The 23,173-nt window shown below is 64.4% G+C and carries 18 protein-coding genes and 1 other RNA gene; 11 read left to right on the plus strand and 8 right to left on the minus strand.

Annotated elements, in window-relative coordinates; all coding sequences use genetic code 11:
* The first annotated feature begins 102 nt into the window (after positions 1-102).
* Both AC1MGT_RS15895 and AC1MGT_RS15900 read left to right on the plus strand, forming a co-directional pair.
* Positions 103-1,719 carry a methyl-accepting chemotaxis protein gene (locus tag AC1MGT_RS15895; RefSeq protein ID WP_499500978.1) on the plus strand — a complete coding sequence of 539 codons (1,617 nt, stop codon included), beginning with the start codon at positions 103-105 and terminating at the stop codon, positions 1,717-1,719.
* Positions 1,720-1,813: 94 nt separating this feature from the next.
* On the plus strand, positions 1,814-4,660 hold the full coding sequence (locus tag AC1MGT_RS15900; RefSeq protein WP_499500979.1) for a PAS domain-containing protein: 2,847 nt from the start codon (positions 1,814-1,816) through the stop codon (positions 4,658-4,660).
* A gap of 156 nt (positions 4,661-4,816) precedes the next feature.
* On the opposite strand, the gene ggt is transcribed toward AC1MGT_RS15900, so the two are convergent.
* Positions 4,817-6,583 carry a gamma-glutamyltransferase gene (gene ggt / locus AC1MGT_RS15905; protein WP_499500980.1) on the minus strand — a complete coding sequence of 589 codons (1,767 nt, stop codon included), beginning with the start codon at positions 6,581-6,583 and terminating at the stop codon, positions 4,817-4,819.
* On the minus strand, positions 6,584-7,012 hold the full coding sequence (locus AC1MGT_RS15910) for a hypothetical protein (protein ID WP_499500981.1): 429 nt from the start codon (positions 7,010-7,012) through the stop codon (positions 6,584-6,586).
* Between the two features lie 177 nt (positions 7,013-7,189).
* Here AC1MGT_RS15910 and pstS point away from each other — a divergent pair, with 177 nt between their 5' ends.
* The 6 genes from pstS (at position 7,190) to AC1MGT_RS15940 (ending at position 14,339) form a co-directional block, all read left to right on the plus strand.
* Positions 7,190-8,218: a phosphate ABC transporter substrate-binding protein PstS gene (gene pstS / locus AC1MGT_RS15915; RefSeq protein ID WP_499500982.1), complete on the plus strand. Its 1,029-nt coding sequence runs from the start codon at positions 7,190-7,192 to the stop codon at positions 8,216-8,218.
* A 90-nt stretch (positions 8,219-8,308) separates the two neighbouring features.
* Positions 8,309-8,971: a winged helix-turn-helix transcriptional regulator gene (locus tag AC1MGT_RS15920; RefSeq protein WP_499500983.1), complete on the plus strand. Its 663-nt coding sequence runs from the start codon at positions 8,309-8,311 to the stop codon at positions 8,969-8,971.
* Between the two features lie 21 nt (positions 8,972-8,992).
* Positions 8,993-11,686 (plus strand): bifunctional diguanylate cyclase/phosphodiesterase, encoded by a 2,694-nt coding sequence (locus AC1MGT_RS15925; RefSeq protein ID WP_499500984.1) that lies wholly within the window; start codon positions 8,993-8,995, stop codon positions 11,684-11,686.
* A gap of 111 nt (positions 11,687-11,797) precedes the next feature.
* Complete coding sequence (locus tag AC1MGT_RS15930; RefSeq protein WP_499500986.1) at positions 11,798-12,367, plus strand: hypothetical protein; 570 nt, start codon at positions 11,798-11,800, stop codon at positions 12,365-12,367.
* 5 nt (positions 12,368-12,372) lie between these two features.
* On the plus strand, positions 12,373-13,845 hold the full coding sequence (locus AC1MGT_RS15935) for a hypothetical protein (protein WP_499500987.1): 1,473 nt from the start codon (positions 12,373-12,375) through the stop codon (positions 13,843-13,845).
* Positions 13,812-14,339 (plus strand): hypothetical protein, encoded by a 528-nt coding sequence (locus AC1MGT_RS15940; protein ID WP_499500988.1) that lies wholly within the window; start codon positions 13,812-13,814, stop codon positions 14,337-14,339. The genes AC1MGT_RS15935 and AC1MGT_RS15940 overlap by 34 nt, the downstream gene beginning before the upstream one ends.
* A gap of 60 nt (positions 14,340-14,399) precedes the next feature.
* Here AC1MGT_RS15940 and yghU read toward each other — a convergent pair whose 3' ends face one another.
* The 6 genes from yghU to AC1MGT_RS15970 form a co-directional block, all read right to left on the minus strand.
* Positions 14,400-15,242 (minus strand): glutathione-dependent disulfide-bond oxidoreductase, encoded by an 843-nt coding sequence (gene yghU, locus AC1MGT_RS15945; protein WP_499500989.1) that lies wholly within the window; start codon positions 15,240-15,242, stop codon positions 14,400-14,402.
* 200 nt (positions 15,243-15,442) lie between these two features.
* A complete protein-coding gene (gene rpoH, locus AC1MGT_RS15950; RefSeq protein ID WP_499500990.1) occupies positions 15,443-16,333 on the minus strand; it encodes an RNA polymerase sigma factor RpoH in 891 nt (296 codons plus the stop codon).
* A gap of 586 nt (positions 16,334-16,919) precedes the next feature.
* Positions 16,920-17,840 (minus strand): permease-like cell division protein FtsX, encoded by a 921-nt coding sequence (ftsX, locus tag AC1MGT_RS15955; protein ID WP_183557107.1) that lies wholly within the window; start codon positions 17,838-17,840, stop codon positions 16,920-16,922.
* Positions 17,837-18,508, minus strand: coding sequence for a cell division ATP-binding protein FtsE (locus tag AC1MGT_RS15960; RefSeq protein ID WP_183557109.1), 672 nt, complete (start codon positions 18,506-18,508; stop codon positions 17,837-17,839). Before AC1MGT_RS15960 ends, ftsX begins: the two co-directional genes overlap by 4 nt.
* A gap of 23 nt (positions 18,509-18,531) precedes the next feature.
* A complete protein-coding gene (ftsY, locus tag AC1MGT_RS15965) occupies positions 18,532-19,686 on the minus strand; it encodes a signal recognition particle-docking protein FtsY (protein ID WP_499500991.1) in 1,155 nt (384 codons plus the stop codon).
* A 99-nt stretch (positions 19,687-19,785) separates the two neighbouring features.
* On the minus strand, positions 19,786-21,483 hold the full coding sequence (locus AC1MGT_RS15970) for a thiamine pyrophosphate-binding protein (protein WP_499500992.1): 1,698 nt from the start codon (positions 21,481-21,483) through the stop codon (positions 19,786-19,788).
* A 251-nt stretch (positions 21,484-21,734) separates the two neighbouring features.
* On the opposite strand from AC1MGT_RS15970, the gene AC1MGT_RS15975 reads away from it, so the two are divergent.
* The 3 genes from AC1MGT_RS15975 (at position 21,735) to rnpB (ending at position 23,164) form a co-directional block, all read left to right on the plus strand.
* The gene (locus tag AC1MGT_RS15975) at positions 21,735-22,160 is read left to right on the plus strand and encodes a hypothetical protein (protein ID WP_499500993.1); all 426 of its coding nucleotides are present in this window, start codon (positions 21,735-21,737) and stop codon (positions 22,158-22,160) included.
* 10 nt (positions 22,161-22,170) lie between these two features.
* Positions 22,171-22,728 (plus strand): hypothetical protein, encoded by a 558-nt coding sequence (locus AC1MGT_RS15980; protein ID WP_499500994.1) that lies wholly within the window; start codon positions 22,171-22,173, stop codon positions 22,726-22,728.
* An 88-nt stretch (positions 22,729-22,816) separates the two neighbouring features.
* Positions 22,817-23,164: RNase P RNA component class A (gene rnpB / locus AC1MGT_RS15985), an RNA gene on the plus strand.
* Positions 23,165-23,173 lie beyond the last annotated feature (9 nt).

Raw genomic sequence — 23,173 nt, forward strand, 5'->3', positions numbered from 1 at the left:
TTGAACGACAGACTCTATTTTTTGACGGGAAGTAGCCACTTCCGGGATATCGTCTTTCTGTCCGGAATTTACTCCGAGCAAGAAAAATTATCCAGGGTCTCTATGCTTTCCAAATTAACATTGCGTTTTCGACTGATCGCCACGCTGGCGGTCCTCGGTCTTCTCATTGCCGCCATCGGCGTACTCGGTATCTATGGCATGCGTTCGAATCATGCCGCGCTCGAGCAGGTGTACAGCAACCAGCTCGCCTCGAGCATTGCAATCAACAATTCCAAGAACTTCCTGAACCGCGCCCGTTTCGGCCTGGATCGCGCCGTGTTCCATCCGGACGCGCCCGACGTCGCCAAGACGATTGCGCGCGCCAAGGGCTTCATCGACGACGCCAACAAATCGTGGCAAACCTATCTGGCCATGCCGCGCAACGGTGAAGAGGCAGCACTGGCCAAGACGCTGGAAACCGAACGCACACGCTACATCAATGACGGCATGCTGGCGCTGGCCACCGCCATCGAGCAGGGTAATAGCGAGCGCATCGAAGCGCTGTCGATGAAGGAAATGACGGCGCTGTACGGTGTCTTCGACAAGGCGTCGGTTGCGCTGGACGACTATCAGCTGACCACCGCCCGCCATGGGTTCGAGGCCAGCCTGGCGCTGTTTACCACCTTGATGTGGGCGGCCGGTCTGAGCGTGGTCTTCGGCCTCGTGCTGGCGATCGTGTCGTCGGTGCTGCTGCTGCGCGCAATCATGCGCCCGCTCGAGCAAGCCATTGGCCACTTTGACGCAATGGCCCATGGCGACCTGTCGACGACGGTCGTCGTCGATCGCCAGGATGAAATGGGCGCGCTGCTCCGCGGCCTGGCCACGATGCAGGAGCAGTTGTCCGGCACCGTGCGCAGCGTGCGTGACAGCAGCATGTCGATCGCCACCGCGAGCGCTGAAATCGCCGCCGGCAATATGAACCTGTCGGGCCGCACCGAGCAGCAGGCCAGCAGCCTGGAAGAAACCGCGTCCTCGCTCGAAGAACTGACCAGCACCGTGCAGCACAATGCCGACAACGTCCGCCAGGCCAACAATGTGGCGCGCTCGGCATCCGAAGTGGCCATCCGCGGCGGCAAGCTGGTGGGGGACGTGGTCGAGACCATGAGCGCGATCAACGCGTCTTCGAAACGCATTGTCGACATCATTTCCGTCATTGACGGCATTGCATTCCAGACCAATATCCTGGCGCTCAACGCGGCCGTCGAAGCAGCGCGCGCCGGCGAGCAGGGCCGCGGCTTTGCGGTCGTGGCCAGCGAAGTGCGCAATCTGGCGCAGCGTTCGGCGGCGGCAGCGAAAGAAATCAAGGAATTGATCGGCACGTCGGTGACCAATGTCGAGGCGGGTACGGTCCTGGTCGACAGCACTGGCACCACGATGAACGAGATCGTTGCGAGCGTGAAGCGGGTCTCGGACATCATGGCCGAGATCCTGGCTGCCGGCGAAGAGCAGACGTCGGGCATCGGCCAGATCAATGAAGCGGTCAGCCTGATGGACCAGGCAACCCAGCAGAACGCGGCCCTGGTCGAAGAAGCAGCGGCCGCCACCGGCGCGCTGCAAGAGCAGGCCCAGGCGCTGCAGCAGATGGTGAGCGTGTTCAAGGTCGACGCACAGGCGACCGGGCAGCAGCATGGGCGCACGCTCGGGCACAAGGCGCAGCAGCGCATCGCCATCGCAGCGTAGTGCAGGCGGGTGCACCGCCCATGCCATAATGCCGGCATCATGAGCGTGCGCACCCCATTTCCGCTGACAGCCGGTCCCGTAGCCTGTCGATCCCATGCGTGATCCCAACGCATTTCCCATCGACGGCGGGGCGCTCGGCGCCGCGATTCGCGAGCATGACTGGGCTGCCACGCCGCTGGGGCCCATCGAGGATTGGCCGGCCACCCTGCGCACCGGCGTGAGCATCGTTCTCGGTTCGGCGTTCCCCAGTTTTCTGGTCTGGGGCGCCGGGCAAACCCTCCTGTATAACGATTCCTACGCCGAGATCCTGTGCGACAAGCACCCGCGCGCGCTGGGCGGCAGCTTCCAGGCCGCCTGGCCCGAAATCTGGGATGTGCTCGCCCCACTGGTCGAGCGCACGCTTGTGGGCGGCGAGTCGTACAAGATGCACGACCTGCCGCTGGTCATGCAGCGCAAGGGCTATGCCGAGCACACCTGGTTCACGTTTTCGTACGGCCCGGTGCGCGGCGACGACGGCGAGATCCTTGGCCTCTTATGCACCTGCATCGAAACCACCGACACCATCCTCACCCGGCGCCGCCAGGTAGCCGACGAGGCCGTGCTGCGCGAGCACGAAAGCAATTCGCGCATCGATGCTGAACGGGTGCAACTGGCGCTGGCTGCCGGCGCCATCATCGGCACCTGGTTCTGGGATTTGCCGACCGACCGCTTTACGGTCGACGAGGCGTTCGCGCGCGCCTTCGGCCTTGACCCGGCGCTGGGGCGCGTCGGCCTGAGCCTGGCCCAGATCGTTGCCACGGTCCACCCCGACGACCAGGCGGGCCTGGCGCAGGCGATCAACACCGTCATCGCGCGCGGCGGCCACTACGCCCACCAGTACCGCGTCAGGCGCACCGACGGGCGCTATTACTGGATCGAGGCCAACGGCCGGGTCGATCTGGCGCCGGATGGCACCGGGCTGCTGTTCCCGGGCGTGCTGATCGACGTCGAAGGCCGGCGCGCAGTCGAGGCCGAACGCGACCAGGCGATCCTCAAGCTGCGCGCCCTTAACGAGCAGCTTGAGCAGAAAGTCATTGCCCAGGCGCTGGCGCGTGGCCGTACCTGGCAGGTCAGCCCGGACATTCTGGGCGTGCTCAATGCCGACGGCTTCGTCGAGACGTCGAACCCGGCCTGGGAAGCCAGCCTGGGCTGGACCGAGGAAGAGATCGCCCGCACGCACTTCATGGAGTTCATCCATCCCGACGATCACGCGCTGACCAGGGCCGTGTGGCGTGATGCACTCGAGCGCAACATCCCGGCGCTGCGATTCGAAAACCGCCACCGCCACAAGGCCGGCGGCTGGCGCTGGCTATCGTGGGTGGCGGTCCCGGACGACGGCAAGGTGTATTGCTCGGCGCGTGACGTGACCCTCGAAAAGGAAGCCCAGGCCGAACGTGACCGCATGTGGGACACATCGCCCGACCTGTTGCTTACCATTGATGCCAATGGCGTGTTCCGGCGCGTCAATCCGGCCTGGACCCATCTGCTCGGTTACACGCCCGACGAGCTCGTCGGCCATCACGCCACCGAATTCGTCGTGGCCGAGGACCACGCCCCGACCGTGGATGCCAACATCGCTGCGGCCGAAGGGGAGCGGCCGCGCCTGGTCAACCGCTATCGCCACAAGGATGGCTCGACACGCTGGATTTCGTGGGTCGCGGCGCCCGCGGGCAGCGTGACGTATGCGACCGGCCGCGACATCACGGTCGAACGCGAGCGCCAGGCCGAACTCGAGCGCGCCCAGGAGCAGTTGCGCCATTCGCAAAAAATGGAAGCGGTGGGCCAGCTCACCGGCGGCCTGGCGCATGACTTCAACAATCTGCTGGCCGGCATCGCGGGCAGCCTGGACCTGGTAAAGATCCGCATTGCGCAAGACCGCGTGGGCGATGTCGACCGCTACATCGGCGTGGCGCAGGGCGCAACCCGGCGCGCCGCGGCGCTGACCCATCGCCTGCTGGCGTTTTCGCGCCGCCAGACGCTCGCACCGACGGCCATCTGCGTCAATGCGATGGTCGATGGCATGCTCGACATGATCCGGCGCACGGTCGGCCCCGGCGTGCAGGTGGAGCCGCACGCCGAGCGCGCGCTGTGGGCGGCGCTGGTGGACCAGTCGCAGCTCGAAAACGCGCTGCTGAACCTGTGCATCAACGCGCGCGACGCCATGCCGGCCGGCGGCTCGATCACCATTGAAACCGCCAATCGCCAGGTCGACCCCGTGGCCGCGCGCGCGCTCGAACTGCCGCCTGGCGACTACCTGACGCTGTCGGTGTCCGACGCCGGCACCGGCATGGCGCCGGACGTGGTGGCCAAGGCGTTCGACCCGTTCTTCACGACCAAGCCGATCGGGCAGGGCACGGGGCTGGGCCTGTCGATGATCTATGGCTTTGCCAAGCAGTCCGGCGGCCAGGTGCACATCGATTCGGCGGTAGGGCGGGGCACCACGGTAAGCATTTACCTGCCGCGCCACCGCGGCCAGGCCGAGGGCGTCGATGCCGCGCAGCCGGTGGCGCTGGCATCACCGGACGGCCGCGGCGAGACGATCCTGGTGGTCGACGACGAGCCGAGCGTGCGCATGCTGGTGGTCGATCTGCTCCAAGACCTGGGATACCACGTGCTGGATGCCGAGGATGGCGCCGGAGGCTTGAAAGTGCTGCAATCCGCCACGCGCATCGATCTCCTGATCACCGACGTCGGCTTGCCCGGCATGATGAACGGGCGGCAGATGGCCGATGCCGCGCGCGTGGCGCGGCCCGAACTGAAAGTCCTGTTCATCACCGGCTACGCCGAGACCGCCTTGCTCGACAACGGCCAGCTGGGCCCTGACATGGCGATCCTGACCAAACCGTTTTCAATCGATACCATGGCGCAGCGGGTGCGAGACATGGTGGCGCGGCACGGGTGATGGCTATTCACCACAGCCGGGGTCAGGTCTGACATTCGGACACGATCACAGCAGTAGCCATGGTGCGCAAAGGCAGCCATGACATTCGTCGCGAGAGAAATGGCGAACTAATGTCGAGGCCGTGTCCGAATGTCAGACCTGACCCCGGCTTTTGCGTTAGTGGCCGCACCGCTGCACCAGCGCCGTACCCGCTCCATGGCGCTTGCTTTCGCTGACTGCGGTTACGGTGCCATCCGGGTTGAACACCAGCGCATTGGCCGCGCCGATTTCTTCCGCTGGTGATTCCCAGCGCTGGCCGAAGCGCGCGAGCGCCGTTGCCTGCGCGCTGCCGGCAAAGCCTGGCTCGACCGATGTGGTGGCGGCGTTGCGCTGGCTGATGCGCGGGGCATCCACCGCCTGGTGCATCGGCATGCCGAAGTCGACGTAGTTGACGATCGTTTGCAGCACGGTCGTGATGATGGTCGCGCCGCCCGGGCTGCCCACTGAAAACGCCGGTTTGCCATCCTTGAGCGCAATCGTCGGCGCCATGCTCGAACGGGGGCGCTTGCCGGCTTCGGGCACGTTGGGGTGCGGGCTGGCGAAGTCGAAGTCGGTCATCTCGTTATTGAGCAGGAAACCATAGCCCGGCACGACGATGCCGCTGCCGCCCCACGATTCGATCGTGAACGTGTATGCGACCACGTTGCCATCCTTGTCTGACACCGTCAGATGTGTCGTGTGCAGGCTTTCCGGCGGAGGGCGGATGCTGGCGCGCACCGGTGGCAGCAGCGGCACGCTGGGATCATTCTGGAATGCATACGGATTGCCGGCCGCCACCGCGCCTGGCGCAGCCTTTTGCAGCGAGATCAGCGCGCGGCGCGTGGCGGCGAAGTCCTTCGACAGGAAGCCGGCCAGCGGCGCATCGATGTATTCGGGATCGGCCAGATACGCGTTGCGGTCGGCAAACGCGAAGCGGCTCGCTTCAATATACAGGTGCTCGGCCAGCGCGCGCGGCATGGCTTTCAGGTCATAGCCTTCGAGGATGTTGAGCGCATGCGCGACCGTTGCGCCGCCACTGCTGGGCAGCGGCATGCCATACAGCTCATAGCCCCGGTAGGTGCTGCGCAGGGCAGGGCGGATGCGTGCTTCGTAGTTGGCCAGGTCGGCCAGCGTCATCGTGCCGGCGCGGACCTGCACACCCTTGGCCACCGGCGGCCGGTTGACGGTGTCGACGATCGCGCGCGCCATCGGGCCTTCATAGAATGCCTTGACGCCACCCGAGGCGATGGCGCGGTAGGCCCGCGCCATATCGGGATTGCGCAGCAGCGTACCGGTGGGGATGGCCTTGCCGTCGTGCAGGTACAGCGCGCTGGTCGGCATGAACTGGCGAAACTTGGCCAGGTTCTGGTCGACCAGTCCATTGAACGTGGCGTTGACCCGGAAGCCCGTGTCGGCCACCGCGATGGCCGGCGCCAGCACCTGTGCGAAGCGCATGCTGCCGTAGCGTTCGAGCGCCTCGTGCCAGCCGCGCACCGTGCCCGGCACGCCCACTGCTGCGCCGCTGGCGACAGCCGTGTCGAAATCGATCGGCTTGCCATCGCGCTCGAACAGCGTGGGGCCGGCCTTGGCTGGCGCGGTCTCGCGGTGGTCGATCGTGATCACCCGTTTGTCCCTGGCCAGATAGATGACCATGAAGCCGCCGCCACCGATGCCGCAGCTGAACGGATCCGTCACACCCAGCGTGGCCGCTGCGGCGACGGCCGCATCGACTGCATTGCCACCGTTGTTCAGGATGGTCAGCGCCGCTTGCGAGGCCTGCGCGCTGATGGTGGCAACGGCGCCGCCGTGCCCCGTCGCAACGGGCGCGCCGGTGGCGGGCGCAATGACGATCGACAGGATCAGGCCGCAGGCCAGTGCGGCGGTGACCGGCGAGCGGGCCGTCACTTAGGTCCCGTACATATTGAGCACCACCGGATACGACGCCGGCTTCGCCTCGATCATGCCGCGCGCCGGCGGCTCGAACGAACGGTCGAGCTCGACGCGCGCGCCGCGCAGCGCCGGCGACGTGAAGCCCGGTTTGCCCGGTACCAGCCAGAACGCCTGCGCCACGTTCTGGATGCGCAGCGTGAAGCGGTAGGCCACGCGCCCGGCCACGATGCAGCGGGCATTGTCCGGGCAGCGGGTGTCGTTGGCGCCTTCGTAGGTCAGGCTCAGGCGCTGTTCGGGCGCCAGCAGCAGGCTCTGGCTCTCGCTGAGATTGTATTGCGCGTCTGGCAGACGCTCGGGCGCGGCGCAGCCGGACAACAGGCCAGCGCCGAGGCAGACGGCGGCGATGCAGAAGACGCGGGCCGGACGGAAGATCGAGGGGCGCATGGTGTCATCCAGTGTTTGGCAGGGAAAACCCATGATAGCAAAAGCGCAAGCGCAGCGGCGCGGCATGATGCGCCCGGGCGTCATGAACACGGCGATTGTGAAGTCATAAACAGGTCATATTCGCAGGCTATTCTTTGTCCCGTAGTGCAAAACATATCCCTCAACTAAGGAATAACAATGTTCAAAAAGATCCTCGCCGGCGCCGCTGCCGCACTCGTGATGACGACCTCGTTTGCCGCCGACATGACCGGTGCAGGCGCTACCTTCCCGTACCCGATCTACGCCAAGTGGGCCGAGGGTTACAAGGCAGCGACCGGCAATGGCCTGAACTACCAGTCGGTGGGTTCGGGCGCCGGTATCAAGCAGATCAAGGCCAAGACCGTCGACTTCGGCGCGTCGGACATGCCACTCAAGGCAGATGAGCTGGACAAGGAAGGCCTGATGCAGTTCCCGGCCATCATGGGCGGCGTGGTTGCCGTGGTCAACGTCGAGGGCGTGACCCCAGGCCAGCTGAAGATGACCGGTCCGGTCCTGGCTGACATCTACATGGGCAAGATCACCAAGTGGAATGCTGCACCGATCGCTGCGCTGAACCCGGGCGTCAAGCTGCCCGATACCGACATCACCGTCGTGCACCGCGCCGACAGCTCGGGCACCTCGTTCCTGTGGACCGACTTCCTGGCGAAAACCAGCCCGGCCTGGAAAGAAAGCATCGGCTCGGGCACCACCGTGAAGTGGGCCGTGGGCGTGGGCGGCAAGGGCAACGAAGGCGTCGCCGCCAACGTGCAGCGTATCAAGGGTTCGATCGGCTACGTCGAGTGGGCTTACGCGAAAAAGAACAAGCTGTCGCACACCCAGCTGCGCAATAAAGAAGGCGTCGACCTGCAGCCAAGCGACGACGTGTTCAAGGCAGCTGCCGCGAACGCCGAGTGGAACAAGACCCCAGGCTTCGGCGTGGTCCTGACCGACGGCGCCGGCAAGCAAAGCTGGCCGATCACCGGCGTGTCGTACATCCTGATGCACAAGGCACAGGCTGACGCCGAAAAGGGCAAGGAAGTCGTCAAGTTCTTCGACTGGGCCTTCAAGAACGGTGCACCAGCAGCGGCTGAACTGGACTACGTCCCGATGCCAGCAAGCGTCGTCAAGCAAGTGCAGGATGCCTGGAAAGCCAACCTGAAAGACGCTTCCGGCAAAGCGATCATGTAATCAGGCAGGTGAAGTAACGATCCGGCAGCGCGACTGCCGGATTTTTTTATCAGCACATCCAACCTCGGCATCTCACAGACTGGGTATCCCATGACAATGGCGAACACGATCGTCCTGGTGATTGACGACAAGCCGGCCATCGCCGAACTGCTCAAATTTTCACTGCACGAGGACGAGTGGGTCTGGCACAACGTGCCGAGCCTGGCGCAAGCCTGGGACTTTATCGGGCGCGAACGGCCCGAACTCCTGCTGCAGGAATCGATGCTGCGCAACGAAGGCGGCATGCGCCTGCTGGCCCGCCTGCGCGGCGACCGGCGCCTGCGCGAACAACCTGTGATCCTGCTGGCGGCCGAATGTGCCGAAGGCGAGCGTCCGTCTGCATTGCCGGCAGCGGTCGCGCATCCCGAATTCATCCCGCAGGCGCCGATCGGCGAGGCGCGCGAACTGTCGCCCGAATCGCGGGTGCTGCGCTCGGGCCGCCTGGTGCTCGATCCGCTCAGTTGTAGCGTCAAGGTCGGCAACAGCCGGGTTGAAGTACGCCACGCCGAATATCGCCTGCTGCGTTTTTTGCTGTGCCACCCGGGCCAGGTCTTTTCGCGCTCACAATTACTTGAACAGCTCTGGGACGCGCACCAGTCGCTCGACCAGCGCACCGTCGACGTCCACGTGCTGCGCCTGCGCAAGGCGCTGGGCCGCGCCAAATCGCTGATCAAGACCGTGCGTGGCGCCGGTTACATGCTGGCACCGACCTGACATGCAGCGTTCGCTGGCAGCATGAGCCACCACCCCCGTATTGCCCCTTCCGTCACGCCTCACCGCAGCAAGCGCTGCCTGGTGCTGGCATGGCCGCTGCTTGCGCTGCTGGCCTGCATCGCGCTGTGGGGCGCGACACTGGTGCGGGTGGACGCCGAACAGGAGCGCGTTGCCGGCCAGATCCGCAAGGACGCCGCCGCCTACGCCGAAGCCTACGAGCAGTACATCACGCGCTCGGTCGCGCAGATGGACCAGATCACGATGCAGCTCAAGTTCAGCTGGGAGAACTCGCGCAAGCCGGAACTCCTGCCTGACATGCGGCGCGACGGCATGTTCACGGACAGCGCCTTTCACGTGGTCGCCGTGCTCGACCGCCGTGGCATCGTGCGTTCCAGCACGCGGCCCGGCCTGATTGGCGCCGACCTGGCGGACGGTCCGTATTTTTCCCGCCACCGCGACAACAATTCGACGGCGCTGCGGGTCGGCACCACGCCGGTGCAGTTCGGCGCGGCCGACGACGTGGTGCTGTTTACGCGCCGCCTCGATGACCGCGAAGACGAGTTCGACGGCGTGATCATGATGGCAGTCGATGCGCGCTACTTCACGTCGTTCGTCAGCCCGGCCACGCTCGGCGTCGGCGGCATCGTGGCGCTGGCCGGCAGCGAAGGGCGCCTGCGCGTCGAACAGCGCAGCGACGGCGCCGCGTTTTTCGACACGGCCACGCTGCCGCGCCGCGGCGCTGCCTGGTCGGGCGAACAGGGCGTGCGCGAGCTCGATGGGGCCAATGGCTTTGCCGACGGCCAGTCGCGCGTGCTGGGCTGGCGCCAGTCGCCGGTCTATCCGCTGGTCGCGCTGGTCGGCCTGCCACGCGCCGATACGCTGGCCGCAACCAATACCTACTGGACCGACAGCCGCGACCGCGCCATCGCCGTCACGCTGTGCCTGATGCTGCTCGGTGCGGTCGGCGCCGTGCTGGCGCAGCGCGCGCTGCAGCGCGGCACTGAACAGGACGATGTGCGGCGCGCCTACCGCACCGCCACCGAAAGCGGCAACGACGGCTTCTACATGGCAGCGGCCGTGCGCGGGCGCGATGGGCAGATCGTCGACTTTCGCATCGTCGACTGCAACGAACGGGGTGCCTTCTTCTACGGCATGACCCGCGACGACCTGGTCGGCGCGAGCCTGACCGAGATCGACGCCGGCCTGTTCGGCGAAGACTTGCTGGCCACCTACCGCAAGGCGATGGAGGCGGGCTTCCATGAGGACGACCGCAAGATGCCAAGCGACAATCGCCTGAACATCAGCTGGGGGCGGCGTCGCCTGGTGCGGGTTGGTCACGGCCTGGCCGTCACGCTGCAGGACATCAGCGAGCGCAAGGCCCACGAGTCGCAGCTCGAGCGCCTGGCCAACGTGGACTCGCTGACCGGCCTGGCCACCCGGCATGCGTTCTTGGAACGCATGCCGGCGATGCTGGCGCAGGCGCACACCACCGACCTGGGAGCGGCGCTGCTGTTCATCGACCTGGACGAATTCAAGCACATCAACGATTCGCACGGGCACGCCACCGGCGACGGCGTGCTCAAATGTGCGGCCCAGCGCCTGCTGTCGCTGCTGCGCCCGTCAGACCAGGTGGCCCGCTTCGGCGGTGACGAATTCGTTGTCCTGCTCACGCCCTGCGACGGCGAGCGCCAGGCAACGTCGGTCGCGGCGCGCATCGTCGAGGCGTTCGGGGTGCCGTTCCTGCTGGGTGACGAATTGCACGCGGTGGGCGCGTCGATCGGCATCAGCATGTACCCGCGCGACGGCGCCGATGCCGAGACGCTGGTGCGCCACAGCGATATCGCCATGTATGTCGGCAAGAACGACGGCAAGGGCCAGTACCGCTTCTTCGATCCATCGCTGTCGACGACGCTCAATTCGCGCGCGCGCCTCAAGCAGCACATCCTCGAGGCGCTCGAGGGCGACCAGTTCGTGCTGCACTACCAGCCGCGCGTCGATGCCCGCAGCGGCGAATTGCTGAGCATGGAGGCGCTGGTGCGCTGGCACCATCCGACGCTGGGCATCGTGGCGCCGGGCGACTTCATTCCGCTGGCCGAATCGACTGGCCTGATCGTGCGCATCGGCGAGGTTGTGATCGACAAGGCATGCGCGCAACTGGCCGCGTGGCGCGAGGCCGGGGTGGCGCTGGTGCCCGTGTCGATCAATGTCTCGCCCAAGCAGTTCCTGCGCGGCGGCGTGCAGCGGCAGTTGCGCGCGGCGATGGTGCGCCACTGCGTACCGGCCAGCCTGATCGAGGTGGAAATCACCGAGTCGGCGATGATGGGCGACCAGGACGACATCCTGGCCGAACTGGCGGCGCTGCGTGCGCTGGGCGTGAAGCTGCACGTGGACGACTTTGGTACGGGTTACTCGTCACTGTCGCAATTGCAGCGCCTGAAGATGGACGTGCTGAAGGTCGACCGTGCGTTCACGAACGAGCTGGCCAGGTCGAAAGAGGGCAAGGTCTTCTTCCAGGCGATCGTGTCGATGGCGCACGCGCTGGGGATGTCGGTCGTGGCGGAGGGCGTGGAAACCGCCGAGCAGCTGGCGATCCTGCGCGGCCTGGAATGCAATGAAGTGCAGGGTTACTTCATTGCGCGCCCGATGCCGGCGCACGAGATGGCGGTGCTGATGACGCAGCGCTACCTGCTCGAGGTCGCGGCGTCGGCGTCGTGAGCAGGGGCCTGACAGCGAAGTTCCGTGGTGACGATTGAGCGGCGTTGGTCCGGTGATGCAAGGTGGGGCCTAGAGTAGCTGCACCGGACATGCCCGGTGTGAAAGGATCCCATGCCGAACCTTCAGGATGTCGCCGACCAGATCAACGCGCGACTCGACCAGATCTCGACCAACACCTCGGCCACGGCAAACAACACGGCCGATGTCCGCAACGAACTGGTGCAGACCAACAGCCGCCTGGCGCAGATCGACGCCACGCTGGCAACGGGTTTCTCCAACCTGTCACAGGGAGTGTTTGCGCTGATTCAGGTGCAGATCATTGCCGCCGGCCTGCTCGACCATAACCGCAAGCAGAACGACACGATCATCTGCGAGCTGGCCAACAGCAATGCGCTGCTGTGTAATATCCTGCGCAAGCTGGCGCTGCAACTACGCATTGACGAGGCGTTGCAAGCATCACTGGCACGCATCGAAGGCATCAGCGAGCGTGTCCATGCGCCCGAAGCCGGTGATGTCGACCGCCATCGCGAACTCCTCGGGCAGGTGCAGGCCTGCTGCCCACCCGAACCCCCTCCGCAAGAGCCGTGTCCCGCCGTGTGCCCGCCGCCGGTGTACCGCGAGCGCCAGCCGACGGGCCAGGACTGGAAGCCTTTGCCGCCACCACAACGGCCGATCGGGTAGCCGCCATGGCCACGTTCATCCTGCAGGATGCGACAGGCATCGGGTCGGACGACCTCGATCCGGCACAAGGCTTCATCGACATGTCGATCATCGCCAACGATACGGGGCTGGGCATTGCCGATCCGGCCGCCGGCAAGCAGCGCATGACCTACACCCGCACCGGCAACGGCCCGCCCCGGCTGCGTCTCGATGCCATGATCAACACGGCGTTTTCGCCAAATTACGGCAGCGGCGCGAACAACGTCGACACGATCGTCGTCGCCGGCCTCAAGTCGCTGGTGCTCGGCGATGGCTCGTTGATGGCCAACAATGCCACCGTCCTGCCCCCCAGGTCGAGCGGCTTGCCCGGCGCCAGCCTCAATCCCACCGAACAGTGCCTCATCATCTACGATACAAAGCTGACCGTTTGCGTGGCCAGAGCCGGCTCGGGCGGCTCGCTCGATTTGCCGGTATCCCCGCCTGTCGCGCTGTACCACGAGTTTTCCCATGCCTTTCGCGTCGTTACCAACAGCCTGCTGGCCGTTACCGGCATCTGCGACCCGTCGTCGCCGGAAGAACGCGCCGCGATCATCGACGAAAACGATCTGCGCACCGATCTGGCCAGCCGGCAGGGCGCCAGCGCAACGCTGCGCGACCCCGGTAACCATTGCGGCAAAACTGATTCGGATTGCGAAAGCTGCTGCATCATTGCCACGCTCGTGTCCAGGTCGCCCGGGTCGCGGCAAGTGCAGATGCTACGCTGCGCGCGTGACCATTTCGTGCGCGGCACCGACATCGGTCATGCGTTCTTCGAGCATTTCTTTCACGACTATTATGCGTTTTCACCGCAAGCCTGCACGCTCATGGCGGGCGACCAGTCGCTGCGATGTCAGCTGCTCGAAGGCTTCGTCGACCCCTTGCTCGACTTCTGGAACGTCATGGTCGAGCGGGGCCGTCGCGTGATGAGCAGCACGCAACTGGGCGCCGCCTTCATCGCGTTGCACCCCGATCGTCTTCATGCCGAGCGTCGCCACGCCGCCTTGCTCCGTACCAGCGCCTATTGGGACAGCGGAGCAGGGCAGTCCACCGAGGCGCCAGCACAGTTGCTGGCATTGCTGCGCGACCGTGCCTGGCCCAGCCCCTACATGCAGTGGGCGCTCGTCGCGCCAGTCAGGCTGATGCACGCGCTGCTGACCCGGTATCTGGCGGGCGCCGACGCCCCGGCGATCGGCCGCGCCTTCACCGAGGCGCTCGACGCATGGGCGCCCGAGGTACCGATCAGCACCTTGTGGGCGGCGTTGCCGGCCGCGCAGGTGCGGCACGAGCTGGGGTTTTGCGAACGGGCGCTGCTGCAGACGACAAAGAGCAAAAACCGCTTCCGGCAACGATTGGGCGAGCGTTTTCCCGATATCACGGCCGTGGCTCGCGTGCTGGGCCGAGTGCAGGCATTGGACGAGGGGGATACATGGCGAGCGACGACAGCAAACCCGACGACCTGACCGCAGCCATCCAGTCGGTGGCGCCGGTGGACACGCATCTTCAGGTCGTCGTGCGGTTGCAAAACAAGGCAGCACGGGCGCTGCATTATGTGGCCGAAGTGCGCGCGACGCGCTACGACCCGGCCACGCGCACCCTGACACTGGCCCTGTCCGACGAAGGCCGCGAAGTCATCCCGGGCCTGGCGGGCAAACTGCCCGTGTTCCGGCATGTCGATCCGGGCAGCCAGGCCGAGATCCACCTGAGCGTGCCCGACAAGATCGTCAAGCTGTCGCGCGCTGTTGGGTCTGGCGGGTCTGGCGAGCTGGCGTTCGAGACGCAGCAACTGTTTGATGTCCGTGAAGTCGTGGTCGAAGTGGCGTGGGCGGACGTGCCGTATTACCAGGACACGCGCGCCAGCGCGCTGCAAGATGCGCGCCTGCCTGCTGCGCGCTGGGAGCAGCACAAGGCGCGCGCGACGAAGCGCCCGGACAAGAAGCGCCCGCCCAAATCCTGAGGCAGGGCGGGAACGGTGGCTGGGCATGCAGCGGAGCATGCCCAGGGAAGGGCAGGGAGGTCAGTCGAGGTCGGCAGCGCTGTGGCGTTCCAGCACCTGGTCTTCCGCCGGCCCGAACGAGCGGTTGACCTTGCGTCCACGCACCACGGCGGGCCGCGCCGCGATCGCATCGGCCCAGCGTTTGACGTGCTTGTACTCGTGCACCGACAAAAATTTGGCCGCATCGTACAACTGGCCGAGCACCATGCCGCCATACCACGGCCAGATGGCCATGTCGGCGATCGTGTAGTCGTCGCCGGCCATGTAGCGGTTGTCGGCCAGATGGCGGTCGAGCACGTCGAGCTGGCGCTTGGTTTCCATCGCGTAGCGGTCGATCGGGTATTGCAGCTTTTCCGGCGCATACGCATAGAAGTGGCCAAAGCCGCCGCCCATGAATGGCGCCGAACCCATCTGCCAGAACAGCCAGTTCATCGTCTCGGTGCGCGCCACGCCATCCTTCGGCAGGAACGCGCCGAATTTCTCGGCCAGGTACACCAGGATCGCACCCGATTCGAACACGCGCACGGGCTCGGCGCCACTGCGGTCGACCAGGGCAGGGATCTTCGAATTCGGGTTGGCGTCAACGAAGCCGCTCGAGAACTGCATGCCTTCGTTAATGCGGATCAGCCAGGCATCGTACTCGGCGCCCGCATGGCCGGCGGCCAGCAGTTCTTCGAGCATGATCGAGACCTTCACGCCATTGGGCGTGGCCAGCGAATACAGTTGCAGCGGATGCTCGCCCACCGGCAGCGCCTGGTCGTGCGTCGGTCCGGCGACCGGGCGATTGATATTGGCAAAGGCGCCGCCCGGGGTGGCGGGTGGGGTCCAGACAGTTGGTGGAACATACGGCGTTGAATCAGGCATGGCTTTTCCTTGAGCTGACGTGTCAGAAGAACCATTCTAGCCAATGGGCGACAAACGTGTCGGCGGCGGCTTCACGCGTTCAAGTTACCCCGGTTTCGTGGCGGCCACGGAACAAAAAACCGCCAAGTCGGGGTCGAAAAGCGCAAAGCCGCACAAGAAAAAACCCCGCCGAAGCGGGGTTTCAGAGATGGCAGGACGGCTCAGACAAATGCCGTCAGCGCACCCTTCATCTTTTTGAGTGCAGCCGACTCGATCTGGCGAATGCGCTCGGCCGACACGCTGAATTCTTCCGCCAGCGTGTGCAGCGTGGCGCCCGAACCGTCGTCGTTGGCCAGCCAGCGCGCTTCGATGATGCGGCGCGAACGCGGGTCCAGCTTGCCGAGCGCCGATTCCAGGCCTTCCGACTGCAGGCGCGTGACCTGCTGCGCTTCGATGACCTTGGTCGGTTCTTGCTGTTCCGACGACAGGTAAGCGATCGGCGAGAACTTGTCGTCTTCATCGTCGGTTGGCGACTCGAGTGCGATATCGCGGCCCGAAAGACGGGTTTCCATTTCGATCACTTCTTCGCGCTTGACGCCCAGCAGCTTGGCCAGATCATCGACCTGACCCGGCGACATCGCATCCAGGCCGGTCTTGTTGCTGCGCAGGTTGAAGAACAGCTTGCGCTGTGCCTTCGTCGTCGCGACTTTGACCAGACGCCAGTTTTTGAGAATGTACTCATGCATCTCGGCCTTGATCCAGTGCATCGCGTACGACACCAGGCGCACGCCCTGGTTCGGGTCGAAACGCTTGACTGCTTTCATCAGGCCGATATTGCCTTCCTGGATCAGGTCGGCGTGTGGCAGGCCGTAGCCCAGATAGCCACGCGCGATCGACACCACCAAGCGCAGGTGCGACAACACCATCTTTTGCGCTGCGTCGAGATCGTTATCGTCGCGCAGCCGCTTTGCCAGCGACATCTCTTCTTCGTGCGTCAGCATTGGCAGGCGGTTCACTGCCGAAATGTACGCATCGATATTGCCGAGATTGCCGGTGAAACCTAGTCCCAGAGCACGATTGTTGGTCGGGACCAATGCGGATTGTGCGGACATGTTTATTTCCCTTTTAATAATCTTGCTGCATCCTGATAGGCCTCGGCCTCATGCCGGTGACGCCATCCTGAAGCGAATATCGCTTCGTCATGCGGATACTTTTGCTTGAAATTTGATTGCCTTGGACCATATATTAGCACTCCCCCAGAGAGAGTGCCAGAACGTGGCCAGAACTTAAGACTGTCCAAAGTATTGCCTATAGGAATTAAATCCACAAGCAAACTTACTGTAGAACAGCACTTGAATATTCGTTTGATGCAGCTCAGAAAAGAGCCGATAAACACTGGAAATCGCGTACAGGTTCAGAGTAAGGCGCAACAGGCAAGCTCTCTGTTGAATGGCGCACGTACGACTGGGGAGGCCTGTAGGAGTTCTACGCAAGACAGCGTAGGGAAGTGCGACGTGACCGTAGGAGTATGGGCGCACTGCGGCGCATTCCGACAGCCAGGTAATTGGGGAGGCAGCACAACGGCCGCCTCGCCCTGCTCTGGAAGTGGTGCCACTTCCGGCATTTTCAACACCCTGAATCAATCTTTTTTATTCAGCAATATTGTAGGAGTGCCGCTGTCGGCACCCCTGTAGCCTGTCAGCGTCCCCGTGCCAGGTGACGCCGTACCGACAGCATGGCGCCGATCAGGCCCAGTCCGGCACTCACTGCCAGCAAGCCAGCAATTTCCAGCCCTCCCAGCGCCATCAGCTGGAATTGCGAGCCATACAGCCGCGCAAATTCGGCGATGGCGCCATTCAGCGGGTGCAAGGCCAGCGCCACCACGCCCAGGGCCACGCCGCCGGCGCACAGGCCGAGCAGGGCGCCCGTATAGAAGAACGGGCGGTGAATGAAGTCATTGGTCGCGCCGAGCAGTTGCGAAACCGAGATTTCTTCTTTCTGCGTCAGCACCTGCAGGCGGATGGTATTGAACACCACGGCGATGACAACGATGCCGAGCGTGCCAGCCAGCAGCAGCAGGGCCAGGCGCAGGATCCCGAGCAGCGCGGCCAGACGCTTGACCCAGGCCGAGTCGACCTGCACCGTCTCGACGCCCGGCAGGGCGCGCAGGCGCTCGGTGATGGCGTCGACCTGTGCCGCAGCGCCGGCGCTGGCAAAGCCGCCCAGCTTCATCACGTAACTGTCCGGCAACGGGTTCTCACCCAGCGTTTCCAGCACCCCGCCCAGGCTGCTGCGTGCCTTGAGCGATTCCAGCGCTTCTTCACGCGGCACGAACATGACTTCGCCCTTGCCCTGCGCGACGATCTGGCGAATCTGCGGCAACAACGCTTGTGCATCGGGCCGGCTGACATCTTCGCGCATGAACAGACTGATCTCGGGGTCGACCGATAACTGCTCGGACAGTGGCCGTACGTTGTCGAGCAGGGTCAGGCCCGCGAACGGCAGCGTGAGCGCCAGCGCGACGACGAGCACGTTGAACAGGAAGCTGCCGGGCGACTTGCGCACGGTCGACAGCGCGGCCACCAGGGCGAAACGGTGCTGGCGCAACCACGGGCTCATGCTGCACCTCCGACCAGTTGGCCATTTTCCAGGCGGATGACGCGCTCGGCGCGCTCCAGCACGTAATCGTCGTGGGTCGAGATCACGCACGTGACGCCCACTGCATGGAACGAGCGCAGCGCATCGAGCACCTTGTCGGCCGCGACGCGGTCGAGGTTGGCCGTTGGCTCATCGGCCAGGATGATCTGCGGCCGGTTGACGATCGCGCGGGCCACGGCCACGCGCTGCTGTTCGCCACCTGACAGTTCGAGCGGCATCGCGCGGGCGCGGTCGAGCAGGCCAACCTTGTCGAGCGCGGCGCGGGCGCGCTGCTCGGCTTCGGCCGTGCGCGCGCCGGTGACCAGCATCGGCAGCATCGTATTGGCGAGGATATTGCGGTCGTTGAGCAGGCGCTGTTGCTGGAAGATGATGCCGATATTACGGCGCAGGAACGGGATCCCGGCCGGCTTGATGCGCCCCACGTCATGCCCGCTGACGATCACCTTGCCGCTGGTGGGCCGCTCGACGCCGGCGACCATTTTCATCAGGGTCGACTTGCCCGCGCCCGACGGGCCGGCCAGGTAGACCAGCTCGCCCTTGCCGATGGCGAGCGTGACGTCGTGCAGTGCGTAGCTGCCCTGAGCGTCGCCGTGGGTGTACTGCTTCGATACTGACTGGAATGCAATCATGGTGTCCTTGTTCGATCAGCCGCTCAGCCGAGCAGCGCGTCGACGAATTCTTCGGCATTGAATGGCTGCAGGTCTTCCAGCTTTTCGCCCACGCCGATGAAGTACACGGGAATCGGGCGGTTCTGCGCGATCGCGGCCAGCACGCCACCCTTGGCGGTGCCGTCGAGTTTGGTAACGACCAGGCCCGTCAAACCCAGTGCATCGTCAAACGCCTTGACCTGCGCCAGCGCGTTTTGGCCCGTGTTGCCGTCGATGACGAGCAGGATTTCATGGGGTGCACCCGCCATGCCCTTGCCGATCACGCGCTTGATCTTCTTCAGCTCTTCCATCAGGTGCAGCTGGGTCGGCAGGCGGCCGGCCGTGTCGATCATGACGACGTCGGTGCCGCGCGCCTTGCCCGACTGGACCGCATCGAACGCGACGGCGGCCGGATCGCCCGACTGCTGCGAAATCACGGTCACGTTATTGCGCTGGCCCCAGACCATCAACTGCTCGCGCGCGGCGGCGCGGAACGTGTCGCCCGCAGCCAGCAGCACCGACTGGTCGAAGCTTTGCATGTGTTTGGCCAGCTTGCCGATGGTGGTGGTCTTGCCGGCGCCGTTCACGCCCGCGATCATCATCACCAGCGGGTCGTGGCGGCCCAGCTCGAGCGGCTTTTGCAATGGCAGCAGCATCTCGATCATCAGGCTCTTGAGCGCTGTCTTGACGGCGGGCGCGTCGAGCAGCTTGTCTTCCTTGACCTTGCGGCGCAGTTCGGTGAGCAGGTGTTCGGTGGCGCCGATGCCGGCGTCGGACATCAGCAGCGCCGCTTCGAGTTCGTCGTACAGGTCTTCGTCGATGCGCGCACCGACGAACAGCAGCGACAGGTTGCTCGAGGTCTTGGACAGGCCGGCCTTCAGGCGCGCCATCCACGATTGCTTCTTTTCCAGCTCGGTGGTGGGGCGCTCGGCGGTTTCCGGGAACAGGTTGCCGCCTTCGTGCAGCACGCTGACCTCGGTCTTGACCTCGGGCTTGGGGTCAGGCTTGACCTCGGGCTTGGCGTCCTTCTTGATGTCGGGCTTGGCCACGGCTGGCGCCGGTGGCACCGGCCTGGCGGCAGGCGCCGCGGGTGCAGCAGGTACAACAGGTTCCGGCGCCGGGGTATCGGGCGCTTTCTTTCTTTTGAAGAAGCTGAACATAGTGTCTGGTGGGGGACTTCGTGCGAACGCCGGCGGGGCCGGCGATGAAAAAACGTGCGAATATTTTACCAGAGCAGCAATACGTTCCCGCTTTGCGCGTTAGCGTGCTCCTTTTGCGGCCTCGGCCTGCGCACGCATCATCTCGAGCGTGGCGTTCGGTGTGATCAGATTGCCGTCGTAGCGCAGCTCGATCACGGCCGGCAGCTGTTCCTGCGCCGTGTAGGCCAGCGCGCGTGCCAGCGCCGGTGCGAAGTCGGCGGTCTGGTCGACCACTTCGCCATGCCCGCCATAGGCGCGCGCCAGCGCCGCGAAATCCGGATTGTGCAGGTTGGTGCCCGACACGCGGCCCGGATAGGTGCGCTCCTGGTGCATGCGGATCGTGCCGAACATATTGTTGTTGAAGACCAGGATCACGACGCCGGCGCCGTACTGCACGGCGGTGGCCAGTTCCTGGCCCGTCATCATGAATTCGCCGTCGCCGGCAAAGGTCACCACGGCGCGCTCGGGATGCACGATCTTGGCCGCGACGCCGCTTGGCACCGCATACCCCATCGCGCCATTGGTCGGGGCCAGCTGGGTGCGCATGCCGCCGTACCGATAGAAGCGGTGCGCCCACGACGCGTAGTTGCCGGCGCCGTTGGTGATGATCGCGTCTGCCGGCAGCGCACCCTGCAGATCTTGCACCACTTGCCACAGGTCGAGCGGGACGCCTTCGCGCAGCAGGGCAGGTTGCGCCTGCCACGCGGCCAGATCGCTCCTGGCCTGCGTCACGCTGCCCTGCCAGCTTGCGTCAACAGGTTCCATCGCGGCGAGCATGGCGCACGCCTGCGGCATGCCGGCCGCGATCATCAGTTCGCCCTGGTACACGCTGCCCAGTTCTTCGGGATCGGGATGGATGTGCACCAGGCGCTGGGCCGGCACGGGCGCGGCCAGCAAGGTGTAGCCGCCGGTCGTCATTTCACCCAGGCGCGGGCCGATGGCGATGACGAGGTCAGCGTCTTTCACGCGTGCGGCCAGCTTCGGATTGATGCCGATGCCCACGTCGCCAATGTAGTTCGGGTGCGCATTGTCGAGCAGGTCCTGGAAGCGGAACGTGCAGCCCACCGGCAGGTGATTGCGCTCGGCGAACTGCGCCAGGTCGGCGCAGGCTTGCGCGGTCCAGGTGCCGCCGCCCAGCAGCACGACCGGACGCTCGGCCTCGGCCAGCATCGTGCGCAGTTGCGCGATCTGGTCGCTTGATGGCGCCCCGTGCGCTGGCGCATAGGCGCGCGTGTCGGCGACCTCGGCCAGCGACACCAGCATGTCTTCGGGCAGCGCCAGCACCACCGGACCGGGGCGGCCGCTGGTGGCGACCTGGAACGCGCGCGCCATGTATTCGGGAATGCGGTCAGCGCGGTCGATCTGGGCCACCCACTTGGCCATCTGGCCGTACATGCGGCGGTAGTCGATTTCCTGAAACGCCTCGCGATCGACGAAGTCGTTGCCGACCTGGCCGATGAACAGGATCATCGGCGTCGAATCCTGGTACGCCGTGTGCACGCCGATCGACGCATTGGTCGCGCCCGGCCCACGCGTGACGAAGCAGATGCCCGGCTTGCCGGTGAGTTTGCCGTAGGCCTCGGCCATGAACGCCGCGCCCCCTTCCTGGCGGTTGATCACGAACCGGATGTTCGAATCGTGCAGCGCGTCGAGCACGTCCAGGTAGCTTTCACCCGGGACACCGAAGGCGGTATCGACGCCGTGAATGGAGAGGGCATCGACCAGGATCTGGCCGCCGGTGCGGGAAGGGTGCGTCATGGGAGGGTCGTCCTTATGGGGTTCGCTTGCAAGGCATTCTATGTGAGCGTTTAAAACACGGCTTTTGAAATAACGACACTAAATTTCAGATTCGTCGCGACATGCGGAGTTGTTGATAAACAACGGCTTTATGCGTGAAGAATGGCATAGAGGAAATATTTCTTTTCAGATTGACGTGTACATACTGTGAAACCTACATTTGCGGTGCGACGATTGTTGCCAAGAAATATAACGCCAATAGGGAACACGGAATGAAAAAGACCATGACATCCATAGTAGCCGCGTCGATTGCTCTGGCTGGCTGTGCGACTGCATCGAAAGATGTGCCAATCGCCTACACGTCACCGATGCAATATCAGTCCTACGACTGCGATCAGCTGGGCAGTGAAATCCAGCGTATCCAGTCGCGTGTGGGGCAGTTGGGAAGTCGTCTGGATGAAGCAGCATCGAACGACAAGGCCATCGCCGGTGTCGGCATCATTCTGTTCTGGCCTGCGCTGTTTGCACTGGGCGGTACGAAGCAACAGGAAGCGGACTATGCCCGTCTTCGGGGCGAGTATGAAGCAACCCATCAGGCGGCCATCCTGAAGAAATGCCCGGGAGCGGTTGGCACATCCGCCAGTCTGATCGGGCCAGCGCGCGTTGCCCCGGCCAACGCCACTGCCGCAGCGTTCTGAGAGGATATCGATGTCGAAAATGACTCTGACCGCGGCAGCGCTTGCTCTGACGCTTATCCTGTCTGGCTGCGCTGCGCCAGCGCGTATTGACCAGATGATTGCCCATTCCTCGCCACAACAACGGGTCGCACCGACGCCTCTTCGGGCCAATATTGCTGTCCGCGATGTCACGGGGGGCAAGGAAACGAACCCCATGTGGGTGTCCAATGTTGGCAACAGCGAGTTTGAACAGGCCCTGGAAGGGTCGCTGAGAGAGGTCGGTCTGCTGGCCAACGGCAAGCAGCTCGGCAAATACATGCTGGTGGCGCACCTGGAACGTGTCGATCAGCCGATGATCGGCTTGGATATGACCGTGACTGTTGGCGTGACGTATTCCCTGGTCGAGCGTGCGACCGGCAAGGAGCGCTTGAACCGTCGCATCTCGGTGCCGTACACAGCATCATTCGGCGAGGCATTTTCTGGTGTCGAGCGTCTTCGGGTCGCCAATGAAGGTGCGGTACGCGCGAATATTGCCAAGTTGATTGAAGAATTATTTGGCCTTGGCGCCGAATCGATTGCGCTCAATTAGCAGTTCTCCATCAGGGATTCGCGCAGCAGGTCTGCCATGCGACGACGATTCCCTGATCACTTCTTCAAACGGGTACAATACGCCCCGTGAAGCAGGCCAGGCAGTCGCTGGTCCACGCCGCAAGGTCGTGGACGGGAGGAAGGTCCGGACTCCATAGAGCAGGGTGACGGTTAACGGCCGTCCGCCGAAATCCGCTGGCGCAAGCCAGTGGTACAAGGCGAGGAATAGGGCCACAGAGACGAGCGTATTTAGTTACGGTGAAACGCGGTAACCTCCACTCGGAGCAATTCCAAATAGGCACGCGTTGATGTTGCTCGCGGAGCGTGCGGGTAGGAAGCTTGAGCGCTGGAGTAATTCAGCGCCTAGAGGAATGATTGTCCAAGTGTCGCCGCAAGGTGGCATTACACAGAATCCGGCCTATCGGCCTGCTTTACACATAATTCAT

This window comes from Telluria sp. BA11 (assembly GCF_056680305.1).

Excerpts from the sequence above, each read along its gene's own strand:
- AC1MGT_RS15895 (WP_499500978.1), top strand. The coding sequence starts at position 103 with ATGCTTTCCAAATTAACATTGCGTTTTCGACTGATCGCCACGCTGGCG.
- AC1MGT_RS15900 (WP_499500979.1), top strand. The coding sequence starts at position 1,814 with ATGCGTGATCCCAACGCATTTCCCATCGACGGCGGGGCGCTCGGCGCC.
- AC1MGT_RS15910 (WP_499500981.1), bottom strand. The coding sequence starts at position 7,012 with ATGCGCCCCTCGATCTTCCGTCCGGCCCGCGTCTTCTGCATCGCCGCC.
- pstS (WP_499500982.1), top strand. The coding sequence starts at position 7,190 with ATGTTCAAAAAGATCCTCGCCGGCGCCGCTGCCGCACTCGTGATGACG.
- AC1MGT_RS15920 (WP_499500983.1), top strand. The coding sequence starts at position 8,309 with ATGACAATGGCGAACACGATCGTCCTGGTGATTGACGACAAGCCGGCC.
- AC1MGT_RS15925 (WP_499500984.1), top strand. The coding sequence starts at position 8,993 with ATGAGCCACCACCCCCGTATTGCCCCTTCCGTCACGCCTCACCGCAGC.
- AC1MGT_RS15930 (WP_499500986.1), top strand. The coding sequence starts at position 11,798 with ATGCCGAACCTTCAGGATGTCGCCGACCAGATCAACGCGCGACTCGAC.
- AC1MGT_RS15935 (WP_499500987.1), top strand. The coding sequence starts at position 12,373 with ATGGCCACGTTCATCCTGCAGGATGCGACAGGCATCGGGTCGGACGAC.
- AC1MGT_RS15940 (WP_499500988.1), top strand. The coding sequence starts at position 13,812 with ATGGCGAGCGACGACAGCAAACCCGACGACCTGACCGCAGCCATCCAG.
- yghU (WP_499500989.1), bottom strand. The coding sequence starts at position 15,242 with ATGCCTGATTCAACGCCGTATGTTCCACCAACTGTCTGGACCCCACCC.
- rpoH (WP_499500990.1), bottom strand. The coding sequence starts at position 16,333 with ATGTCCGCACAATCCGCATTGGTCCCGACCAACAATCGTGCTCTGGGA.
- ftsX (WP_183557107.1), bottom strand. The coding sequence starts at position 17,840 with ATGAGCCCGTGGTTGCGCCAGCACCGTTTCGCCCTGGTGGCCGCGCTG.
- AC1MGT_RS15960 (WP_183557109.1), bottom strand. The coding sequence starts at position 18,508 with ATGATTGCATTCCAGTCAGTATCGAAGCAGTACACCCACGGCGACGCT.
- ftsY (WP_499500991.1), bottom strand. The coding sequence starts at position 19,686 with ATGTTCAGCTTCTTCAAAAGAAAGAAAGCGCCCGATACCCCGGCGCCG.
- AC1MGT_RS15970 (WP_499500992.1), bottom strand. The coding sequence starts at position 21,483 with ATGACGCACCCTTCCCGCACCGGCGGCCAGATCCTGGTCGATGCCCTC.
- AC1MGT_RS15975 (WP_499500993.1), top strand. The coding sequence starts at position 21,735 with ATGAAAAAGACCATGACATCCATAGTAGCCGCGTCGATTGCTCTGGCT.
- AC1MGT_RS15980 (WP_499500994.1), top strand. The coding sequence starts at position 22,171 with ATGTCGAAAATGACTCTGACCGCGGCAGCGCTTGCTCTGACGCTTATC.